The organism is Enterobacter pseudoroggenkampii (assembly GCF_026420145.1).
GTDB classification, from domain to species: Bacteria; Pseudomonadota; Gammaproteobacteria; order Enterobacterales; family Enterobacteriaceae; genus Enterobacter; species Enterobacter pseudoroggenkampii.
The window spans coordinates 39,384-61,570 of the sequence record NZ_JAPMLV010000001.1; the positions used below are offsets into that span (position 1 = coordinate 39,384).

Annotated in this window: 20 protein-coding genes; 8 read left to right on the forward strand and 12 right to left on the reverse strand. The window is 52.1% G+C overall.

Annotated features, from left to right (window positions below):
- The first annotated feature begins 414 nt into the window (after nucleotides 1-414).
- Nucleotides 415-729: a hypothetical protein gene (locus tag OTG14_RS00210; protein WP_020882780.1), complete on the forward strand. Its 315-nt coding sequence runs from the start codon at nucleotides 415-417 to the stop codon at nucleotides 727-729.
- Here the strand turns inward: OTG14_RS00210 and OTG14_RS00215 are convergent.
- Entirely contained in the window at nucleotides 726-1,535 is an 810-nt protein-coding gene (locus tag OTG14_RS00215; RefSeq protein ID WP_267214424.1) for a DUF4225 domain-containing protein, read from the reverse strand. The two genes, OTG14_RS00210 and OTG14_RS00215, sit on opposite strands and share 4 nt — an antisense overlap.
- 341 nt (nucleotides 1,536-1,876) lie before the next feature.
- Between OTG14_RS00215 and OTG14_RS00220 the strand changes: the two genes are divergently transcribed.
- Nucleotides 1,877-2,233: a hypothetical protein gene (locus tag OTG14_RS00220; protein WP_228117534.1), complete on the forward strand. Its 357-nt coding sequence runs from the start codon at nucleotides 1,877-1,879 to the stop codon at nucleotides 2,231-2,233.
- A 51-nt stretch (nucleotides 2,234-2,284) separates the two neighbouring features.
- Here OTG14_RS00220 and catA read toward each other — a convergent pair whose 3' ends face one another.
- The 8 genes from catA to OTG14_RS00260 form a co-directional block, all read right to left on the reverse strand.
- Nucleotides 2,285-2,962, reverse strand: a complete 678-nt coding sequence (gene catA, locus OTG14_RS00225) for a type A chloramphenicol O-acetyltransferase (RefSeq protein ID WP_024909475.1) — start codon at nucleotides 2,960-2,962, stop codon at nucleotides 2,285-2,287.
- 63 nt (nucleotides 2,963-3,025) lie between these two features.
- Nucleotides 3,026-4,957, reverse strand: coding sequence for a putative bifunctional diguanylate cyclase/phosphodiesterase (locus OTG14_RS00230; RefSeq protein WP_032646104.1), 1,932 nt, complete (start codon nucleotides 4,955-4,957; stop codon nucleotides 3,026-3,028).
- 17 nt (nucleotides 4,958-4,974) lie between these two features.
- Nucleotides 4,975-5,469 (reverse strand): putative pterin-binding protein, encoded by a 495-nt coding sequence (locus tag OTG14_RS00235; protein ID WP_024909477.1) that lies wholly within the window; start codon nucleotides 5,467-5,469, stop codon nucleotides 4,975-4,977.
- Nucleotides 5,470-5,869: 400 nt separating this feature from the next.
- Nucleotides 5,870-6,457: a cytochrome b gene (locus OTG14_RS00240; RefSeq protein ID WP_208763535.1), complete on the reverse strand. Its 588-nt coding sequence runs from the start codon at nucleotides 6,455-6,457 to the stop codon at nucleotides 5,870-5,872.
- A complete protein-coding gene (locus OTG14_RS00245) occupies nucleotides 6,454-7,527 on the reverse strand; it encodes a catalase family peroxidase (RefSeq protein ID WP_267214425.1) in 1,074 nt (357 codons plus the stop codon). Before OTG14_RS00245 ends, OTG14_RS00240 begins: the two co-directional genes overlap by 4 nt.
- A gap of 489 nt (nucleotides 7,528-8,016) precedes the next feature.
- Nucleotides 8,017-9,561 (reverse strand): DHA2 family efflux MFS transporter permease subunit, encoded by a 1,545-nt coding sequence (locus OTG14_RS00250; protein WP_267214426.1) that lies wholly within the window; start codon nucleotides 9,559-9,561, stop codon nucleotides 8,017-8,019.
- Between the two features lie 13 nt (nucleotides 9,562-9,574).
- The gene (locus OTG14_RS00255; protein ID WP_267214427.1) at nucleotides 9,575-10,717 is read right to left on the reverse strand and encodes an HlyD/EmrA/EmrK family protein; all 1,143 of its coding nucleotides are present in this window, start codon (nucleotides 10,715-10,717) and stop codon (nucleotides 9,575-9,577) included.
- Between the two features lie 48 nt (nucleotides 10,718-10,765).
- Nucleotides 10,766-12,262, reverse strand: coding sequence for an efflux transporter outer membrane subunit (locus OTG14_RS00260; RefSeq protein WP_267214428.1), 1,497 nt, complete (start codon nucleotides 12,260-12,262; stop codon nucleotides 10,766-10,768).
- Between the two features lie 179 nt (nucleotides 12,263-12,441).
- On the opposite strand from OTG14_RS00260, the gene OTG14_RS00265 reads away from it, so the two are divergent.
- A complete protein-coding gene (locus tag OTG14_RS00265) occupies nucleotides 12,442-13,086 on the forward strand; it encodes a TetR/AcrR family transcriptional regulator (protein WP_032646111.1) in 645 nt (214 codons plus the stop codon).
- A 123-nt stretch (nucleotides 13,087-13,209) separates the two neighbouring features.
- Nucleotides 13,210-13,614, forward strand: a complete 405-nt coding sequence (locus OTG14_RS00270; RefSeq protein WP_048990412.1) for a helix-turn-helix domain-containing protein — start codon at nucleotides 13,210-13,212, stop codon at nucleotides 13,612-13,614.
- Here OTG14_RS00270 and OTG14_RS00275 read toward each other — a convergent pair.
- Entirely contained in the window at nucleotides 13,611-14,816 is a 1,206-nt protein-coding gene (locus OTG14_RS00275; protein WP_267214429.1) for an L-dopachrome tautomerase-related protein, read from the reverse strand. The two genes, OTG14_RS00270 and OTG14_RS00275, sit on opposite strands and share 4 nt — an antisense overlap.
- A 109-nt stretch (nucleotides 14,817-14,925) precedes the next feature.
- Between OTG14_RS00275 and OTG14_RS00280 the strand changes: the two genes are divergently transcribed.
- Together OTG14_RS00280 and OTG14_RS00285 are read left to right on the forward strand one after the other, a co-directional pair.
- A complete protein-coding gene (locus OTG14_RS00280) occupies nucleotides 14,926-15,825 on the forward strand; it encodes a LysR family transcriptional regulator (protein WP_090418099.1) in 900 nt (299 codons plus the stop codon).
- A 16-nt stretch (nucleotides 15,826-15,841) separates the two neighbouring features.
- The gene (locus OTG14_RS00285) at nucleotides 15,842-16,351 is read left to right on the forward strand and encodes a hypothetical protein (RefSeq protein WP_032646115.1); all 510 of its coding nucleotides are present in this window, start codon (nucleotides 15,842-15,844) and stop codon (nucleotides 16,349-16,351) included.
- A gap of 31 nt (nucleotides 16,352-16,382) precedes the next feature.
- On the opposite strand, the gene OTG14_RS00290 is transcribed toward OTG14_RS00285, so the two are convergent.
- Together OTG14_RS00290 and OTG14_RS00295 are read right to left on the reverse strand one after the other, a co-directional pair.
- Nucleotides 16,383-18,167 (reverse strand): diguanylate cyclase, encoded by a 1,785-nt coding sequence (locus tag OTG14_RS00290; protein WP_267214430.1) that lies wholly within the window; start codon nucleotides 18,165-18,167, stop codon nucleotides 16,383-16,385.
- A 119-nt stretch (nucleotides 18,168-18,286) separates the two neighbouring features.
- Entirely contained in the window at nucleotides 18,287-19,396 is a 1,110-nt protein-coding gene (locus OTG14_RS00295) for an AI-2E family transporter (RefSeq protein ID WP_024906767.1), read from the reverse strand.
- A 363-nt stretch (nucleotides 19,397-19,759) separates the two neighbouring features.
- Between OTG14_RS00295 and mmuP the strand changes: the two genes are divergently transcribed.
- Both mmuP and mmuM read left to right on the forward strand, forming a co-directional pair.
- A complete protein-coding gene (gene mmuP / locus OTG14_RS00300) occupies nucleotides 19,760-21,160 on the forward strand; it encodes an S-methylmethionine permease (RefSeq protein WP_008503244.1) in 1,401 nt (466 codons plus the stop codon).
- Nucleotides 21,147-22,079 carry a homocysteine S-methyltransferase gene (gene mmuM, locus OTG14_RS00305; protein ID WP_267214431.1) on the forward strand — a complete coding sequence of 311 codons (933 nt, stop codon included), beginning with the start codon at nucleotides 21,147-21,149 and terminating at the stop codon, nucleotides 22,077-22,079. The genes mmuP and mmuM overlap by 14 nt, the downstream gene beginning before the upstream one ends.
- The last annotated feature ends 108 nt before the right edge of the window (nucleotides 22,080-22,187 follow it).

Sequence of the window (22,187 nt, forward strand, 5' to 3'; positions counted from 1 at the left end):
CGTCTCTAAACCATCCCGAAACAGATTGATCACACGCATTTAAGCCCGATGTGCGGCCTTGTGGCTGCGTAAACAGGTGAATAGTGGTAATGCCCCGGTAGCAACAGATCCGGCTCTGCCAGCGCTTCGCTCACGCTCCGAAAGGTACACGAGCACCCTGATAAGGTGTGATCTCTCTGACAATCTGATTTGGTCACTGGTGACTTTCGCAAAGCGAAACCAACTAGGTTGGCCTGATGAAGTCGCTACGCTCCGCTTGTTGCTTGTACCACTAACGGGGCTTTATGGCTTCTATTGTCTTAAATCTGATACATTGCACAAACATCATGTGGATTGCTGTAAAGTTCATCAGTATGATTGCTTGTACAATCAGCGATTGGGAAAGCACTTCTGGAAGATAAGGGACGAGACGATATGAAAGTGACTGATGAGGCTTTGTTACGTTCAGGGTTTACGCAGCCCGAATTGCAGAAGATAAAAAGCAATATTGAAAAATATGGAGGAACGCTTGGAGAGGCCATAAATGACCTCGCTAGGCGATTTGTTACCTTAGCGGGAGTGGTGGCTGTGTGTGCCTTAATCCTACTGCTACTTATCGTCTTCAGCTCACCTGATAGAGCATTTGCATGGGGGCTGGCGATGATCTTTGGGGTTGCCATTATGTCCTTTGCACAGCCGCCGGTAATTTCCTATAAATCCTGGCGTTACCGAAAAACTATCAAGGATTAACTGGTTCCATTTTCGGTTGTCAATAGATCGAAAATCACTTTTGCTTTAACACCATAACCGACAATCTTCATTGTTAGCTTAGGAGTGCTCATTGTGCTGACTTTGCGATAGTAATCGTGTGGAAGCCAGCGGAATAATCTCCAGGCTCCAGTTTTTCGAGCGAGTCCAACAATGCTGTACACACTGGCACCAAGAGTAACACCATTATAGAGAGCCAAGCCCGTGTTAGGATTAAATCCCATGAACTGGGCCGTATGCATCGCGGAGTCAGCAATGATACCTTGCGAGGGTATATGTCCTGCTGGCTGATCAAAGTTGAGCACTTCTTTCGTTAATCCGTTCATTCCATCGGCAATCAGGACTGCCCCAGCCAGCATACCAATCGGCCCCATAGTGGATAACATCATAAAGCCACCAAAGAGAACCACGCCTGATAGCACCACATTTACAGCGGATATAACATAACCGACGATTTTATTATTTTCCTTAACAAACTCGACCTTCGCGTAAAGCTGTGCGGACTTGGTTTTTAATAGACGCTCTTGTTCAAGCAGGTTGTCTGTTTCAGCACGAAGATTTTTGATGCATACAATACATTCTTCATCGGTTTTAGCTCGTCGAGCTGTTTCAAACTCTCTATCTACAACCTGTTTTATCTCTCCAACAAACTTGATACGTGTTATCCCATCTTGCAAATAGAATGCTGACAGCCGGTTTGCTGTTTCGACGAGTTTACGGGCTTCCAGATTCACCATGGTATCTGACCATGTTCTGTTCCAGCCCCTGTTGAGCAGCGCGATATCCATTAAAGACTCCTTCCCAAAATGTGTCTGGTCATTTTACGTGCAATAAGGTTGAAGACAATAGGAAATGATTTCCCAACGTCTGATTTCAGCGGAACGAATACATAATCAAACCCTGAGACTCCACGCGGTAATTCTCTATTTTTCATTGTTCGACGTATCAAACGTCCTGGAGTACGTGCAGGATCGTCTACCGGGATGGGGTCAGTCCAACATGACTCTGAGGCGTCTGTTAAACCCGTGGCGATTCATAGTGCTTATTGATCCTCAATCCTGTCTGCTATCTCTGGTAATTCCTCAGTTGGGCTAGTGTTTAAAAAAGCTCATCTTAAGGGTATTCTTGCATGAACATAACTACCATGAAGATAGGCGAGCAAATGACCAGTGAACTAACGGAAAAAGATCTACTGGATAATGGTTTTTCGAATAAGCAATTGTCTCGTCTGAAAGAGGTATTGAGTAGTAATGAAAATACTGGCGAAACGCTTTCAACATTAATAGATGAACTGAGCAAGCGTTTTTATGGAGGGATTATCTGTCTGATGCTTATCCTTGCACCGCTGATTTTCCTTCCCGTCTTTTATACGCCCTCGCTGCTGTTATATTACTTACCTGTTGCAATTATTGGCGTTATTGCGGTCTGGTATCTGATTCCACTTGGCCTCACATGGAAAGCGCATAAAATAATGAAAGGCCGGTAGGCTTCTCACACCCACTCCCGACAAAAGGAAACCATCAACACTTCTTACGCATCATGCGCCAGGTTCCTCTGACAGCCCCGACAAACCATCACACATCTCCTGCAACTCATTAAACATCCTTGCCACATGGAAGCCATCGCACACCGAATGATGGACCTGCACCGCGAGCGGCAGCAGCACTTTTCCATCCTGCTCGTAGTATTTTCCAAACGTGAACATAGGCGAAAAGAAGTTCTTCATATGCGCAATGTTCATATTAAAGTTCGTAAACGTTACCCATGGAATCGACGATACGAAAAAGACATTTTCCCGTGACTCTTCCTTGGGCCAGTAAGAAAGGTTATTTCCATAGCGGGCCGTATCTTCTGCATACGTGTTCTGGAAGTGATGAATATTGCCATCGTAGTGACTCCACAATGACGAAAACGTCTCCGTTTCGGGATGGAAAATCGTATAGCTTGGATGAATTTCATTCCAGACGACAAGCTCATTGTCCTTCATGGCCATGCGGAACTCAGGATGCCGGTTCATGATGTTAGACAGGAGAAAAATGATCGTGGGGTAAAACTTCCAACCCACCGCTTTGATATGTTTTCGCAGCGCGGTAATGTCGATCAGAACGGTTTGGTTAATTGTGCATTCAGCAAATGACTGGAAGACTTCAAAATGCTCCTTCCTTGGCCAACGAGATAAATCAACAGGCGTATAGGCCGGGGCTGTTTTTTTCATTGTTTAACCTTTGATTATCAATCGTCTACATGATTTAGGGCCAGAAACAACCGCGCAACCATTTCAACCGTATCTAATCTTCCTGTCAATCTCAGCCTGTGGTTTTCCGAACAGGTACCCCTGCACGAGATCGCAGCCAAGCGCCTGAAGACGTTCAAGCTGCGCTTCGGTTTCAACACCCTCTGCAATGACCCGCATATTGAGGCTCTTCGCCATGCCGGTAATTAACTTAACGATATTAAGGGCATCATCCTGCGTGGATATCGGGTTCACAAAGGATTTGTCGATTTTAATTTTATCAAAATTAAGTTCACTCAGTCGTGAAAGCGAGGAATATCCCGTTCCGAAATCATCGATGGAAATTTTTACGCCCAGTGCTCTAAGCTTTTTGAGAATAGTGATCGGCATGTTGCTGTCACTGAAGAGCGAAGACTCTGTTACCTCTAACTCAAGTCGGTTGGCCGGTAGCCCCGTCTCTTTCAGAATGGACTGTACCATCGTGGTAAACGATTTAGTGCCTAGCTGAACGGGTGAGACGTTCACCGAGATCCTGGCCGGCACCGCCCAGGACACCGCTTCCCGGCAGGCCATCTCAAGCACAGACTTGCCGATCTCATTGATCATTCCCGTTTTTTCAGCGACGGAAATAAAATAATCTGGCGCGAGTATCCCTTTCACGGGGTGTATCCAGCGAATAAGCGCTTCATAGCCGTAAATTTCATTGCTGAATGCATCGACAATAGGCTGGTAATACACAACGAATTCATTGTGATCGATCGCCAGAGCCATATCATGTTCAAGGGTCCTGCTTTCCTGCAGTCTTTGCAGCATCCACTGCCGGAAGACTTTGATCTGCTGCGAACCTTCTTTTTTCGCTTCGTAGAGGGCCAGGTCGGCAAATTTGTAAAGATAATCAGAGCGTCGTTCATTATCTGATAAAACGATGCCCACGCAGGTGGCAATTTTTATCAGCTGATTATTAATCGTATAGGGCTGGCTGATATGATCGCTGATTTCTTTGGCGCGTGAAACGGCGGCGGTTTCCGTGAGTCCGCTGGAGAGAAGGGCGAATTCATCGCCGCCTAAACGGTAAAACGTATCCGTTGCGCTGCTCATCGAGGTCAACCGTCGGGATACCTGATTCAGCAGCAAATCTCCCGTATCATGGCCATAGGTATCGTTGACCTCTTTGAAGCGGTCTAAATCAAATAACATCACCGTGACGGGGACGTGGTTTTTATCTGCCTGAAGATTAATTTTGTTGAGATCGTCCCAGAAGAAAAGGCGGTTTTTCATGCCGGTGAGGGAGTCATGATAAACATCATATTCCAGCTTCGAGTTCTGAATTTGCAGTTTTTCTTTTGATATTTGAAGTTCGTCAGCCAGGCTTTTAACCTGCATGTGTGCTTTCAGAATGTTTTTATTCTGGTAGATCATTAAGAAGCCAAGAATAAAGCTTAAAATCACCAGAAGCAAAGAAAGTGCGGAATAAATATAATACAGGATTTGTATTTTGTTGTTGGATTCATTAACAGTGTTAATATCTTTTGTTAATGCTGTTGCAGACAGCTGGCTTAGCGGTGCGTCGAGCTCATGCATATTTGTCAGGTATGCCTGTAACTCCGGATGGCTCATTTTTTCAAGATGACTATCCAGATAGGCCAGTATTTTTTCTAAGCGTAAAGCGAGCTCCTGATGCGTTTTATCGCTATCAATGTAGCGACCTAAATCGCCCCCCTTCATTAAATCGCCCTGACTGAGCATAATTTCGAGGCGCATACGGACCTGGTCTATCGTAACGTCATCAGTATCGGTTGCGTATAGACCAAGCCATGATTCAAAACGGTAATACTCTGATACCAGTTGTGCCACGGACCAGGACTCAGTGTATTGAGTCAGTTTTTGCAATTCCTGCTGTCGATCATAAACAAGGTATGCAATATATCCTGTCGTGATAAAAAGAGAAAAAATGATACCAACCAGTATCCTGTTCATTATGTTCTCCTGAACGACTACTCAATCTTCATTTTGCTTACCTGCCATGCTGATCGTGAGTAATAAATCTGATTATTCAACTCAGGAAGACTGTCATAGGGGTATACAATGAACGATGGGCCTTTATCGCGGATGCGCATATATTCGCCATTGACCTTTAAGGCAAGGATGGCGTTGTATTTTTTAAAGTCGCTGAGAGGGATGACGGTTGAGTAATCATTGAGCGCAATAACATTAACGTTCGTACCTTTTGCACCCACATAATCCATGAGCTTGCTCATGGGGACACCCTCAAACTTCGTACGACCGTTATACCAGGGGGAAGTCGTCTCGAAACTCACTACTCCGAGTTTTTCAAGGCTGGCGAGATCAAACACTGCTTTTCCATTTTCATTGGTATTTTCTATATTACCGTAAATCGTTAAAATGGGTTTACCAACTGGTTTTGGCAGGTCGCCAGCCCAGGTTACACTTTGTACCAGACAGCATAACAGCAGTAGGGTTAATCGCATTTTGACCTCCACCTTTTTAACAGAAGTATAAGAATTATAATTTAGATATCACGCGAGTTGATATATTTTGTTGGGGAGTAGGGGGTTTTATCGTTTTTATTGATGTAAACTCATTTTAATCAATGAGTTAGGTGTTGCGAGTGTCAGGGTGTTTGATACTAGAGCGACGCTTAACTTTTTGATAAAAGCTAAAATTGCGGGCATAAATGCTCTTCTGTTTAAAAAATAACCGCTTTAATTGAGAGATATTATCTTCCACGATAATTGCGGGGTGTCCGTGGCTTTTTGGCGCGCGAATCTGGCGACGAAATACGTGCCCCGGTTGTGTGCGCTGTTTCAGGATGATGATGATAAGCGAGGACACAAACATTCTGATTGTGCGTGTCCCCTACCGCTTGCCTTACTTCACGTCATCCCGGATGGCTGACGCCGACTTACCCCCTTTCGCCATGCTGGCAAACACTGTGTCCCGGTAGATCCACGCATGAACGAGTGCGGCGGAGAGATGGACTAGCACCACGGCAAAAAGCAACTTTGCCAGAAGGCTATGGGCGTCGTGGCACCAGGCATAGAGTGCTGGACTGGTCGGGACAATCGCCGGCAGGTTGACGCCATCAAACATGACAATTGGCAGGCCCGCTGCCGACAGCTGCGCCCAGCCCAGCAGCGGCATAGCCAGCATTAACCCATACAGCATCCAGTGTGATGCCTTTGCGGCAAGCACCTGCCAGACGGGCAAATCGGCAGGAAGTGGGGGCGTGCGGCTCAGGAGCCGGTTGACCAGACGAACCAGTGCCAGCAGTAAAATGGCGATCCCCAGCGGCCGGTGGAGGTCGATTAACCAAATCCGGTGATGTAACGACGTCATCATCGCGGCACCGATGAAAAGCATGGCCAGGATCATCACCGCCATCAGCCAGTGCAGGCTTCGCGCCAGGGTATTGAAATGCTGCGGCGCGTGCGCTCGCATATCTTTATTTGAGCTCATTTTACCTCCTGCTTTTGCACGGCTTCGGTGGCCTTGCCGTAGCCGATTTCCCGCTCACGGCGGCTGAAAGAGTGGGAGTAGGCAGCGGAGCGGGCGTTTAAGATGGGATCATCAGACACCGCAACGCCTGCGGGAACGACAGAAGGATCAAAGTTAACGTCGCGGCACGCGCCTGCGGATTGTGCTTCGACCCGCGTCACTTCCAGCGTGCCGGCTACCACCTTTTTGCGATCGTCCGTCCATGGCTGGGATGGGTCATCCACCGGATCGCCCGGCTGTGCGAGCTGCAAAACGTAATCCCAGTAGAGTGGCTTCTGCGCCAGGCGCTGACGCAGGTTTTCGAACAGGAAGTTGTCATCGGCTTTCTGTCGTTGCTCATCGCTTATCGACAGGAAAGGCTCGTGCGGACGCATCATCCAGCGAACGGCCTGGCGATCCCCCTGTGCGTTCACAAGGTAAAAGGCGTTAATGCTGTAAAACGTCGCGCCCGCGAAGCTGCCGGGCGCGGGTTTTTGTGCCGCCCATTTAAGGTATTTCTCCGCCTCCGGGTACGCTTTCAAAAAGTCTGCCAGACGCTGCGGATCCGGTTTTCCGGTGGCCGCATCAATGGCCGTGGCTTTTCGCAAGGCCAGAAAACCTTCCGGGCTGTGCGTGGCGAAGAAAGGCTCGTTGTTCATCGCCATCCGCCATTGTTGCTTGTCATCTGTCTTCAGCAGCAGCGCCATGCTCAGGGTTTTGGTCGTACTATCCGGGGCATGCGGATCGCCAGTACCAATAGAGAATCGACCCACCACGGGCACTTCCTGCTGTGAGAAGAGGCGGGAGGTAGAAAGAGAAACCGCCGAGCCGTTTGGCGTAAAGGTGCCGGCAAAGCAGATGCCTTTTCCATGCGCGCGGCGAAAACCCGGCGGGAAGGGTTTCGGTGTTTCCCCTACCAGTGCCTGGCTGACCGTGCGTGAACCAAGCCAGCCCGCTGTCCATGCAAAAGCAGATGCTAATGTACCGGCGACAACGGCGATTGCTGCCAGCGCGCCCCAGGTTTTTTTGGACCTCAAATCCAGTTTCGACATAGACGTTTTTCCAGAACAAAATATTTTCATCTGTCATGCACAACGTATTGCGCGTGACAGGTGTTAATACAGTGGCGAATATGGCTCGAGTATAGGAACTAAGGGGAGTAAAGAAAGAATATCACGAAAAGTTTAAACCTTTCCGCTGTCAAAAAGGCCGGGTTACTCATCGTGTCGGAAGTTGTGACCGAGTCGGTGACCCAGCGAGAAAGAGTGGCGAAACAGGTAGGCGATGGCAGAAAATGTAAATAATGAACAGAAGGGAGTATGCGATATTATCGATGAGATCGTCAGTTAACGGTTTCAATCTGTGTCTGAATAATTGCCTGATTTAGGACGCTTCTTCCACTGGGAAGCGTCCACTTTTTTATATATTGAACAATATATTTCTGATATTAAGCAACGCTTTTCCTGTACAGAAAGTCTTGGTATTTCTTCCAGTAAATGTTTTCTTTTATTTGACGCTCACATCCCTGTGCTGAATAACGATTAATGTCCTACAGATGCGGCATCGACCACGCGCGAAGGTTTCGGTGCTAAAGCAATCGCAAATGCAGCAATAAAAAATATGACGCCGATCGACATCATCAGATTATTGGTCGAAAGCATCATGCTTTGGCTGTTAACCATCTTGTCAAAAAGCTCGCGCACAAATTGCCCACCTTGCTGAGGCGCCGAGTTGATGTACTGTGAAAGATCGCCGGTAGGATCGACAACGGACGCCAGCCTGTCATGCGCAATATAGCGCTGGTCTTGCCATGATGTCGTCACGAGCGATGTGGCAAACGCGCCTGATAACGTTCGAACAAAGTTCATTAACCCGGCCGCCGAGGGCATTTCCGCTTCATCTACAGAGCCCATTGCAAGCCCCGTAATCGGGACATAGTACAACGGCATGCCAACGCCCATGAATAACAAAGGGACACAGATGGACCAGTAATCCATATCGGTCGTCGCATAGGAGCGCCAGAAGGTATCGAGACCGAGCCAGGCACAGCCAAAGAAGATAAGAATGCGCGGATCGATTCTGTTGGAAAGGTTAGCGGCAACCGGAGAGAAGACCACCTGCAGAAGGCCGCCCCAGGCAACCACAATCCCTGCCCATGTTGTTGTATACCCTAAGTTATATTGTAGCCACAACGGCGTGAGAACATTCAGACCAAAAAAACATCCAAACGCAAGCGCGAGCACAAACATGCTGGCCGAAAAACCACGATGGCGAAAAACGCTGATATCGACAATCGGATGATCGGCGGTCAGCTCCCATATGCAGAAACTTAAAAAGCCGATACAGGCCACAATCGCCAGAACCCAAATTTCTTCTGAGGCAAACCAGTCAAGGTCTTTCCCTTCATCCAGCATGATCTGCAGTGCACCAACCCAGATAACCAGTAAAACAAACCCAACGATATCAATAGCGTTATTAACCAGCTCATCTTCGAAGATTTTTAATACTGACCACGCGACGACTGAAAAAGCGATAGCCATCGGAACGTTGATGATAAACACCCACGACCAGCTGTAATGATCGCAAATCCAGCCACCGAGAACCGGGCCTATAACGGGTGCCAGCAATGTGGTCATTGCCCATAATCCCGTCGCCTGCATGGATTTTTCTTTCGGGAAAATACGCAGGAGCAACGTTTGTGATAAGGCCATCAGAGGGCCTCCCGCCATGCCCTGAAAAACCCTCATCATCAGCAGCATTCCCAGAGAAGTGGAAAGGCCGCAAAGCAAAGAAAAAATGCCAAACATGAACACGGAAATGCAGAAAACGCGCACGCCGCCGAACCGGGTGGTTAACCATCCTGATAGCGGCACCGTTATGGCTTCAGCCACGGCATAGGCCGTGATGATCCAGGTTCCCTGGCTGGTTCCTGCGCCCAGGGCGCCAGCCATGTTGGGCTGAGTGACGTTTGCAATGGTCATATTGAGTACGGCTAAAAAGTTTGCCATTGCAAGAACCAGGGCACCCACCCATAACATACCGCCCTTCAGCGAAGGCGGCTGGTTATCGATAACGAATGTAGACATAGCCTGGTTTCCGTTATTCACTTTTTAAATTAACTGTCGCTTTCATGGACAGCCCAACCCGCAACGGATGTGCTGCAAGCTCATCAGCATTGAGTTTGATGCGCACGGGCAAACGCTGAACAACCTTAATCCAGTTACCCGTTGCGTTCTGCGCAGGAATAACTGAAAACGCTGCGCCGGTGCCGCCATCAAAGCCTTCTACCGTTCCATGGAAAGGAACGTTGTCGCCGTACAGATCGCTCACCAGTTCCACTTTCTGCCCCACTTTCACATGCTGGAGCTGAACTTCCTTGAAGTTGGCATTGACGTGAATTTGCTGTACCGGCACCACGGACAATAACGGCGTGGAAGGCTGGACACGTTGCCCAAGCTCGACCTGGCGACGAGCAACCACGCCATCAACGGGCGAACGGAGCACGGTTCTTTCCAGATCCAGTCTGGCCTGATCGCGCTTTGCTCTGGCGAGAGCGACTTCTGGGTTGGTCTCGGTATTTGCATCCTCAATCATTACGGCATTCGCCTGTCTTGCACCCACTGCCGCCTGTCTTGCTGCATCGGCTTGCGCCACGGCGGCTTTAGCGGCATTCAGGTTTGCCAGAGCGGAAGCATAAACGTTTTGAATACGCGTCAGTTCGTCGCCTGAAATCGCACCTGTCTGCATGAGCGCCTCGCGTCGCTTGAGGTCAACCGTCGCGCGCTGGAAGTCAGCGTTTGCGGCATCAACCTGGGCCAGCAGACGTTTTTGCTCTTTTTCATTTGCCACAACTTCAGCGCCGAGTTTTGTGTCGGTGGCCTTATATCCATTTACCCGCCGAATGGACAGGTTCAGGTTTGCTTCCGCCTGATTAAGGGCTAACTCTGCATCAGTAGGGTCCAGCTGGATCAGAACATCGCCTTTTTTTACCACCTGAGAATCCGTGACGAGGATGGCACTTACCGTACCGGTGATCGCGGAAGAGAGCTGAGCGGACTCGACATCGGTATAGGCGTTATCGGTCTCAACATAGCGAGAACCCACTAATTCCCAATATGCGAACGAGCCTGCGCCAGCCAGCGCGATGCTTAATGCAAGATAAGAGAATAAACGTTTTCTTTTTTTCTTTTTGATATCGGATGATTCAATGTTTTGATTTTCAATAGCTGCAGAATGACTCATTTTATTTCCTTTCTTTCCACTATTTAGTAATTAACCTGGTGTTAAAAATCACTGTTTGCTCGAGGTATATCCGCCGCCCAATGCACGCGCTAATGCGACGTCAATCGTAAAGGCACGGGAATTTACATCGGCTAATTTTCTGCGGGCCGCAACCAGCTCATCTTCCGAGGATAAAACGTCGAGATAATCAGCGACCTTTCCTTCATACCTTTGTCTGGTGAGCGAATACGCTTTTTCTGCCGACGTGACTGCACCCTGAGAATAAAGTATCTCGTCTTTCAGAGAGGCTCTGCTGGTAAGTGCATCGCTCACTTCACGAAATGCATTCGTTAGCGTGGCGTTATAAACGTTCACCGCAATATCATATTCACCGCTGGCGTATTTCAAATCACCCTGTAGCTTTTGCGTATTAAATATTGGCAACGATATGGCCGGACCAAAACTGCCAATTGCTGAGCCACTCCGGGTAAGGTTGTTAATACCCAGTGACTGGAACCCGGCAAAGGCAACCAGATTAACGCTGGGGTAAAAACCGGCTTTTTTCTGTTTGATTTGCTCTGCTGCAGCCTCTGCGCGTAAACGTGCCGCGACAATATCAGGACGTCGACCAATCAGATCCAGCGCAATATTGGGAGGAAGTTCCTCATGCGCTAAAAGCGTTGCCTTAGGCGCGGTTATGGCCAGCGATCTGTCAGGCCCATCACCGATCAGTGCAGCGAGCTCATGTTTTTTGATCGCAATCGCTTCATCTATTGCCACCAGATTTGCTTTTGCGTTGAGTTGACGCGTCTCAACCTGTTGAAGGCTGGATAAATCTTCAAGCCCCGCATCATGTCGTTGCTGGAACAACGCGAGCGTACTGGTTCGTATAGTGAGGGTATCGTTAAGCGTTTCGCGTACGGTGTATAAATGCGCCAGCTCCGCGTAAACGGTAACAATAGAAGAAGAGAGCACCAGCCTTGTTTGCGCTTCTTCCGCGACAGCCGCCATTTCACCTGACGTTGCAGCCGCGAGCGCGGCGCGGTTTTTACCCCAAAAATCTATTTCCCAGCTCATATCCAGCGTGGTACGGCCATAGCTGTTCCAGTTTTGAGGCGTTGCGCTTTCAGGCGTCACATAGTTGTAACTCATTTTGTCCCGCATAAAGCTGGCGTTTGCGGTGACCTCAGGGAAAAGCGAACCGCTCGCACTTTGCGTCATCGCCTGCGCTTGTTTCACGCGAGCTTCGGCGATGTTAAGCGTAGGGGAATTTTTAAGCGCGTCATCAATCAGCCCGTTGAGCTGCTCGTCACCGTATTTCTTCCACCAGTCATCTTTCGGCCACTGGCCGTTCTGATGTGGGAAGCTTTGATCGCTTTTAAGTTGTGTGACCGTCTTCATAGGCGGTGGGGTGCCAAGGTCGGGGATCATGGCGCATCCGCTCATACTGATGGCGGAAATGACAACACAGCCCATCACTATTCTGGACCGGGTTAAATCGGAAATACGACACCCCAGTAGTGTCTCCTGAAAACCTTTCATCAGTACGCTCGTCATGCTGTTCATAGAGAAGTCCAAATACAGTACCGTACAGTACGGTACACTTTATATCTTGACTTCTGAGCGCCGTCAAATGAAAATGTACTCGTCAGTACGATTACGAACCCTACTACCAGACGTGATTCCGAAATCAGAGAACAAAAAGTGTTGGCCCCGGTCAGACACCTAAACTAACGAGGAAACATATGGATAAAAGAGCGCTTAAACGGCAACAGATTCTGGAAGTCGCATCCGGACTGTTTCGACAAAAGGGATTTGATGCCACGTCTATCTCAGAGATTAACGCGATTGTGGGTGGCTCAAAATCGACAATTTACAGTCACTTTTCTTCGAAAGAAGAGCTATTTGTAGAATGCATGTCTTCAGAAACTGAACAGTATATAAAGAGCATGACTATTGAAACTGCAGGGCAGGTGCGCCTTTTCAGAAAATCACCACAGCTGGTCATCGAGCAATTTGCCGTTGCCTTTTTACGCTATATTTGTTCACCGGATATTGTGGATTTGCAAAGATTAATGATTTCCGAAGCCGGAAGGTCGGGAATCGGAGAGTTATATTATGAGCGAATGCAAAAACTGCGTTCAAACGTATCGGCGCTTTTCACCGATTTAATGAATCAAAATATCTTAAGAAAAGATGACCCTGTGCTGGCCGCTGAGTATTTTCGCTCTCTTCTCCAGGCCGGTATCCTTGAACCCTTGCTTTTAAAAGCGCGAAAGGATCAGCCGGACGAAAGTGAAATTGTCATGAAAGCGCAGGCCTCCGTTAATGCGTTTATGAAACTGTATGGTCCTGAACAAAATGAGGATGTTGCAAAGACATCTCACTAAAATACAGTAAGCATTCTCTCACCCTATTATTAGGGTGATTTTTCTTTTAGGAAATATTATTTTCAATTGTCATTGGATGACGTTGCCAGCGGCCTTCTTGTAAATAAAATTTCGTGGATACTTATGTGTATAAAGTTTACTCTCTTAAAAGATCGTGAAGCTGTAATTAAGTCCCTGACTCACTGGATTGACTCGAATTTATATAGACCTATTACCGTTCTGGATGTGGCGCGAAAATCCGGTTATTCATTGGCTTATATTCAACGAAACTTTCGCCAGGAGTGTGGCATAAGTATCGGTCTCTATATTCGAAGCCGGAAACTTGAAAAAGCCGCGCATATGCTCAGACATACGCAGCTCTCTGTTTCAGATATATTTACAATGTTAGGCTACGAAGAGCCGTCAACGTTCAGCAGAGCGTTCTCGAATCAATATGGACTCTCCCCAACCAAATACCGTGAGATGGCTAAAAAAAGTCATGACATGAATGGCTTGTCGATATTGATTACTGAGGTGACGCGCGACTAATCCTTTGAAGCATCGCGACGCAAGCGCCACAAATCATAGCGTTCTTCTCCCGGTTTAACGGCTCCCGCGAAGTGGTCATTGAGGCGACTCGAGGTAAATACCAGGTCTCCGTTCGGACGGATTGCCGGCGTGTCTGGCCATCGCACCTCTTCGCTTGCCGCAATCAGCGACATGGCATGGGTTTCAGGATCGTATCTGACGATACCATTGCGTGTGACATCGGTAATGTAGAGGTTACCTTTTACATCTGTCACCATTCCGTCGGTGTTGCCCCCCACGCGACCCAGATCGCGGATCTGCCCGGCGATTTGCGCATTGGTTGACGCAGGTTGCCTCAGTATGGCAGTTGGTACCGCATAGGCGCGCGTGCCGGTTGTCACCGTCCAGTACAGCGTGCCCGCATCGGGTGAAAGCGCAATGCCATTGATACCAATCAGTAATGGTTTACCAGGCCAGACTTCAACCCCGTGCGAGACGACGTTAGCGCCTGGCTCAATCTGCAGCGCAGGGTGACGATCGAGCACGCGCCGGGCTGTACCGGTAGCGAAATCGACGATAATTAGTCCCACCTGGTTTTCAGGCGCACTCCGCGAGCCGCTGTCGGAGATATAGGCGACACGGCGGTTCTCATCGACCACCACATCATTCAGAAAGCTGGCCTTGCGGTCCGCTACGCCGTCCAGGGCGATGCGTTTGATGGTGCGGCCAGAGTGGAGATCCAGTACGACCAGTTTCTGCGCCCCCGCGGGGGACTCTGTTTCGCCTGCAACAAACCCCATGTCCAGCGCCCATAGCCAGCCGTTTTTACGGTCAATATAAAAACCGAGCACGTTGCGCAGGCTCTGAGCGGGATCGGTATTCACCGCATTCCCCTCGCGGGAGGGAAATGCCGTCAGGCGGGCAGGGCCAGACTGCGCCGTCGTATCCAGAATGCTTAACGTGGCGGGTGCTGCGGCGGAAACCAGCCGGGGCGTGCTGACAAAGGCCCGGTCCATTGCATCAAAGTGGATACCTGCAATAGGGGCATTGACCGAACCGGAAAACGCCGCAGGCATCTTTCCGTCTTGAGTGGTATCCCAGCTCACGCCGGCGTAGCTTCGCCAGCGCTCCAGAGGCGGGTGGTTCGCCGCGTTGACAACACTTGGGAAAGAGAACAACGCCGCCATTGCGATGGCGGACAGAATATGGGGACGGTTGAACATTGACAGGCTCCAGTGGAACGTTCAGGTGATGAATGCTGGCCACTTTACTCATCGCCCAACGGGAGATAAATTAGCCAAATTGAAAAACATTTGTTCCTGAGAGAGCAAAATGAGCCGGAAATTCGATTACCTCGGCGACGTAGAAGTCTTTATTGCTGTGGTTGAGCACGGCTCATTTACTGCCGCAGCGGTTGCCCTTTCAACCACCCCTTCGGTACTGAGCCGCGCGGTCACCCGTCTGGAAGCGCGTCTTGGACGGCAGCTATTACAGCGCACGACCCGCCGGGTGGGGCTGACCGAAGCCGGACGCGTCTATCTTGAGCAGGCGCGCTCAGCGTTTTCTCTGCTCGATGACGCCGAACGCGTTGGCCGGGGTCAGGAGGGCGATCTGACCGGTCGCGTGAGAATGAGTGTCCCGACCACCTATGCCCACTACCGCCTGCCGCCGCTGCTGGCGCACTATAATCAACGCTACCCACGCGTACAGGTGGAGCTGAACATTACCAATCGTAACGTTGACCTGATCGCAGAGGGGTTCGATCTGGCGATCCGTCTGGGACAGTTGCCTGACAGTGGACTTGTGGCGCGTAAGCTGGAAGACGCGGCATTGCTTCTGGTCGCCTCCCCGGACTACCTGCATCGGAGAGGAAAGCCTCAGACGCTGGAAGAGCTGCAGCGCCATCAGTGCCTGCCGTTTATCATGCCGCGCACCGGGCGCATCGCCCCCTGGGTATTTCATGATGAAGGGCGCGATATTGACTGGTTGCCGGGTTCAACCATCGAAATATCAGACGATGTACTCGGCGTGGTTTCGCTGGCGGAGCAGGGGATGGGGATCTGCCAGAGCTATGAATTTATCGTTCGCGACAGAATACAGGGCGGCCAGTTAGTTGAGGTGCTGCCGCACCTTCGGGGACGATCGCGACCTTTCTCCGTGCTGTTTGCCCCGCACCGGCGTCAGTCAGCAGCCACCCGGGCAATGATTGACCTTCTGACCCGACAAGAATGACAAGGACGAGTCCACCATGAAAAAAGCGCGTTTTTCCTTTTGGATCCCACTCATCGCGAGCGGGATAGCACTGCTATCGGGTTTTGTGGTCTGGTCAGTCAACATTTACCGCGTGACATACCTTTCTATCCGCGGGGAGCAGTACCTTGCCTGTGGGGCGTTGCTGCTGGCGCTGGTGCCGATGGTCTATTTCATCAGAAAGGGGAGACTGGAAGGTAAGCATCTTGCTGGCGCGGTAAAAATCTACCTCGGCTTCTTTATTTGCAGTCTGCCGGTTGCCATGTTCGTGGTCTTTACAACGGCCTGGCTGCTGGAGGGGGACTATTCGGCCTGGAGCAAACCTTACCGGTATGAGTCCAGTACCCGCCACAGCTGCTCGGGTGCGGAAGTCTACGAGCCGGAATTAAAGAAGGAGATCCGCATCTGTAACCCGCAGGGTAACGTTTATTCCGATACCACCCTGTATGTGGAAAAGCGGAGCAATGCCCTGGGGATTGTGGTGCTTTGGGCTATCACCCGCGCCTGAACCGGGGAAAGTCAGGGCGCGAGAATTAGCGTCAGCCCGCCTCCAGCATCCCAAAACTCACAATCCGCGCGCGGCCCAGCTCTTTCGCCCGGTACAAGGCCACATCCGCAGCGCGCAGCAGGTTGTCGGTCTGGGCATGCTGCGGGTAGCTCGCAATGCCAATCGACACGTCCACCGGCCCAATCTCGGTCAGCCCGTAGCGAATCGACAGCTCATGCACGCCGGTGTAAATCTTCTGCGCGCAGGCGTACGCTTCTGCTTCATCGGCACCGGAAAGCAGCACCAGAAACTCCTCGCCGCCGTAGCGGAATGCCAGTCCGTTGTCATGTGCGGCCCGCTGAACAATTGACGCCACGCTTTTGATCACCAGATCGCCCGCTTCATGGCCGAAACGGTCATTAATGCTCTTGAAGTGATCGATATCAATCATCATGCAGCTTAACGGTACGCCAGTGCGTATCGCCTGTGCCGTTTGGGTTTGCAGGGTATCTTCCAGATGATGACGATTACGCAGGCCGGTGAGCGGATCAAACAACGCTTTTTCCAGCAACGCGTCGCGCAGACGCTGGTTGGCCAGCGCCAGCCCGAGCGCCTCGGCCATCAGCTCCAGATACGCGCGGGAAGGGGCATTGTCCGCCGTGATATTCTGGAAGGAGAGCAGGCCAATGGCCTCGCCCTGAGCGATAAGCGGCACGCAAAGCGCGCTTTCCGCCTGGGATGCCGGAAGATGGTAGCAGGCAATATCCGGCTCACCGTTCACCGGCGGGTGACTTTGCCCGCGTCGCACGGCCCAGCACTCGTCCGGATGGAATGTCGTCTCTTCACCAACCGGCGAAAGCCACTGCGCGACGCAGCGCATCTGCCACGGCTCGCGGTCAAGGACGTAGAGCCGGCCCGCGATCCCTGGCGCGATATTGGGAGCAAACAGCTCCGCCACGTTAATCACATCGTTAAAGTTCTCACACCCCTGCAGCCGCTGGGTCATGCGCGCCAGCAGCTCGCGGATGGCCCAGTCGGCATCGCGCTCTTTTTCCAGACGCTGTCGTGCCAGGCCGTTTTCACGGAAGATGCTGATGGCCTGGGCCATATCGCCTATCTCATCGATCTGGTTGAAATTGGGCGTTTCAACCGCGTAATCCTGGGATGCCAGACGGTGCACCACGTCGCTCAGGCGCACCACGGGACGCAGCACGCGGCGTTTCAATATAAAGCCGAGCACAAACAGGAACAGCAGGGCGGTCAGGCCGACCGTCAGCTCAGAGGCGGTACGCAGCGCTTTCGATTTTTTTGTCGCATCTTTTACGGAGCCGATAACACGCTTGTCCAGTATCTGGCGAAAGTGATCGATCTGATTTTGCGCGCGATCCAGCTCCTGCTCATAGGGCTGACCATAGAGTAAGGCAACGGCCTGGGCGTCTTCTCCGCCTTCAAGGCTGGCGAGGGCGGTTTGCTGTTCGTCCTGCAGCTCGTCGATGATTTTTATGCCTTCGCGCAGCAGGGACAGCTCATCATCCGATGCGCCGTTGTCCCGCAGTTTTTCCAGACGAAGCTCGATGCGCTTCAGGCTGTTTTCTGCCTGGTTATATTCCTTGAGCACCTGAGGATCTTTTTTAATGACGTACAGCCGTGCTAAATCAGACTGCGCCCAGATATCGGTTTCAATATCTTCCGTCAGCTGATCAAATTTCTGCCGTTGTTCCACGGCCTGACGCTCGAGGGTATCTGCACTGGACGCCATCAGCATGATGATGCCGGAGGCGATGGTGAGGCAGACCGTGGCCCCATAGGCCCAGTTGGTTATCGTCGCGATTCGCACCAGATGATCCTTTTACGACATGAGTAGGATGGCGTTCTTCAAATTATAGAAAACGTCTGATTTAAGGCGAAAAAAAAGGCGGCACAGCGCCGCCTGGTGTGGTCTTTATCGTCACGTCCTTACAAATCTGGAGGATTTTTTCCTTCTTCGATGAAATCGGGGTCCAGCTCTTCGGCGTTACCTTCGTGATCGCGCCCTGAGAAGAGGTTCCAGCAGGCGATAAACAGCGCGGCGATGAGTGGCCCAATCACAAAGCCGTTAATGCCGTACAGCTCCATGCCGCCGAGGGTGGAGATCAGAATCAGGTAGTCCGGCATTTTGGTGTCTTTCCCCACCAGCAGCGGGCGCAGAATATTGTCCACCAGCCCGACGACGATCACGAAGAAGCCGACAATAAACAGCCCCTGCCAGATCTGGTGCGTGGCGAACAGGAAGATGGCAGCGGGCACCCAGACAATCGCTGAGCCGATGGCGGGCACGAGGGAAAGGAACGCCATCAGTGCGCCCCAGAGCACGCTGCCGTCGATACCGGCAATGGCAAAGGCAATCCCGCCGAGGATGCCCTGAACCACGGCCACCGCCGCCGTCCCTTTTACCGTGGCGCGTGACACGCCGACGAATTTGGCGAACAGATGCTGCTTGGCAAAATCGGACAGCGGCAGGGAGTCGAGGATCTGGCGCACCAGATACGGGCCGTCTTTCAGCAGGAAGAACAGCAGATACAGCATGATGCCGAAGCTAATCGCAAAGCCAAACGTTCCCTTGCCAATCAGAAACGCGCTGCCGGCGAGATACTGTCCGCCCTGCAGGGCGACGTCGGAGAGTTTTTTCTGGATCTGCGCCGCGTTGGTCAGGTTGTGATCCGCGAGGAAGCCGCTGGCCCAGTCAGGCAGGTGATTGAAGATGCTTGCCACCACCTCCGGGAACTGGGTGTTGTTCTCCTGCAGTTTGGTGTAAACCACGTTCAGCTCAATGGCGAGCGAGGAGAGGATCACCATCAGCGGGATAAAGACGATCAGGCAGATAATACCGATGGTCAACAGCGAGGCCAGCCCGTTGCGATCCCCCAGCGCGGCGCGCAGCTTGTTTTTTACCGGGTTGAAGATGACGGTCAGAATGGCGGCCCACAGTATCGCGGAGAAGTAGGGCGACAGCACGTCGAAGAAGGCCCAGGTCACAAGGGCGAGAATGAAAATAAAGAAACCTTTAGTCAGTCCGTTAAAGCGCATCAGTCAGTCCTGGTTACTCATAAACTGTGTCGACTATAGAACTGATTGTGAGAATTACCAACCTTGCATCGGGTGGCGGCTGCGCCTTACCCGTCCTGCGGGCAGTGTTACGGTATGACTTCGCGCTTTACGGATACCACTTTCGACTGACCGAAGAGCGCCTTTTCCCGCACCATGCTGTAAGTATCTGCTTGCGGAGGTGCTTATGGCCTGGCGTCCGATTCTCTATGTGATCCTCACAACCCACCCCAGACTCAGCGCGCGGCGCGCCCGTTTGCGTCTGGTCATCTAGCTTTTTATTAACAATCGCGGTATAACACACCTTCTTTGGATGTTTAGATGTCCATACGTATAGAAGGTAATATGCAAACACAACAAGAAAATGGGCAGCTTAAGCGCACCATGAAAACACGCCACCTGATTATGCTCTCGCTGGGTGGCGTGATTGGGACAGGGTTATTCTTCAATACCGGCTACATCATTTCCACGACCGGGGCGGCGGGCACGCTGCTGGCGTACCTGATAGGCGCGCTGGTGGTCTGGCTGGTGATGCAGTGTCTGGGCGAGCTTTCCGTGGCGATGCCGGAAACCGGCGCGTTCCACGTCTATGCCGCGCGCTATCTTGGCCCGGCGACGGGCTACACCGTGGCGTGGCTCTACTGGCTCACCTGGACGGTGGCGCTCGGGTCGAGCTTTACCGCCGCCGGGTTCTGCATGCAGTACTGGTTCCCGCAGGTGCCCGTCTGGGCGTGGTGCGTGGTCTTCTGCGTGGTGATTTTTGGCCTGAACGTCATCTCAACGCGCTTCTTTGCGGAAGGCGAGTTCTGGTTCTCCCTGGTGAAAGTCATCACCATCATCGCCTTTATTATCCTTGGCGGTGCGGCGGTCTTTGGCTTTATCCCGATGCAGGACGGTTCACCCGCGCCGGGCTTAAGCAACATCACCGCCGAAGGCTGGTTCCCGCACGGCGGACTGCCGATCCTGATGACCATGGTGGCGGTGAACTTTGCCTTCTCCGGGACCGAACTTATCGGCATCGCGGCGGGAGAAACGGAAAATCCGCACAAGGTGATTCCGGTCGCGATCCGCACCACCATTGCGCGCCTGATTATCTTCTTTATCGGTACCGTGTTTGTGCTGGCGGCGCTGATCCCGATGCAGCAGGCGGGCGTGGAAAAGAGCCCGTTCGTGCTGGTATTTGAAAAGGTCGGTATTCCTTACGCGGCGGATATCTTTAACTTTGTGATTTTGACGGCTATCCTCTCGGCGGCGAACTCCGGGCTGTACGCCTCCGGGCGCATGCTGTGGTCGCTCTCTAATGAGAAAACGCTCCCGCGCTGCTTTGCCCGCGTGAACAAAAACGGCGTGCCGCTGACGGCGCTCTCGGTTTCTATGCTCGGCGGCGTGCTGGCGCTGTTCTCAAGCGTCGTGGCGCCGGACACGGTGTTTGTCGCGCTCTCGGCGATTTCAGGCTTTGCGGTGGTGGCCGTCTGGATCAGCATCTGCGCGTCGCACTTCGTTTTCCGTCGTCGTCATCTGCAGTCCGGGCAACCGCTCTCTGCGCTGCAGTACCGCGCGCCGTGGTATCCGCTGGTGCCGGTGCTCGGTTTTATCCTCTGCGTGGTGGCCTGTGTCGGCCTGTGGTTTGACCCAAGCCAGCGCATTGCCCTTTATTGCGGGATTCCGTTTGTCGCCCTGTGTTATGGTGCCTACTATCTGACCCGAAATATGACATCGCAGGAGCCCGAACATGTCGCAGAATAATCCGCTTACCGCCCTCCTTGAAAAGCAGCCGTTTGTGGTGCTGGATGGCGCGATGGCGACGGAGCTGGAAGCGCGCGGCTGTAACCTGGCAGACAGCCTCTGGTCTGCCAAAGTGTTGATGGAAAACCCGGAGCTTATCCGCGAAGTGCATCTTGATTACTATCGCGCGGGCGCGCAGGTGGCGATCACCGCCAGCTATCAGGCCACGCCTGCGGGTTTTGCGGCGCGCGGCCTGGACGAGGCGCAGTCCCGGGCGCTGATTGGCAGAAGCGTGGAGCTGGCGCGTAAGGCGCGCGAAGCGTATCTGGCTGAAAATCCGCATGCGGGCACGCTGCTGGTGGCGGGCTCCGTTGGGCCGTACGGCGCCTATCTGGCGGATGGCTCAGAGTATCGCGGCGACTACGTGCGCAGTGCGGAAGCGTTCACCGACTTCCATCGCCCGCGCGTGGAAGCGCTGCTGGATGCGGGCGCTGACCTGCTGGCCTGCGAAACCCTACCGTCCTTTGAGGAGATTAAGGCGCTGGCGGCGTTGCTGTCTGAATATCCCCGCGCCCGGGCGTGGTTCTCCTTTACCCTGCGGGACAGCGAGCACCTGAGCGACGGTACACCCCTGCGTGACGTAGTCAGCGCGCTGGCCGACTCTCCGCATATCGTCGCGCTGGGCATTAACTGTATCGCGCTGGAAAACACCACGGCGGCACTGAAGCACCTGCAAAGCCTGACGCCGCTGCCGCTGGTGGTCTACCCGAACTCGGGCGAGCATTATGACGCGGTAACCAAAACCTGGCACCACCACGGTGAAGCGTGCGAGACGCTGGCAGGGTATCTGCCCCAGTGGCTGGACGCCGGAGCGAAGCTGATTGGCGGCTGCTGTCGCACCACGCCGAAGGATATTGCTGAGCTGAACGCGCAGCGCTGAGTGCTTTGCCGGGTGGCGGCTACGCCTTACCCGGCCTACGGATCGCTGACCCTCTCCCACGGGGAGAGGGAAAAAAACAACCGCACAAAACCAACTATCCTTTCCCGC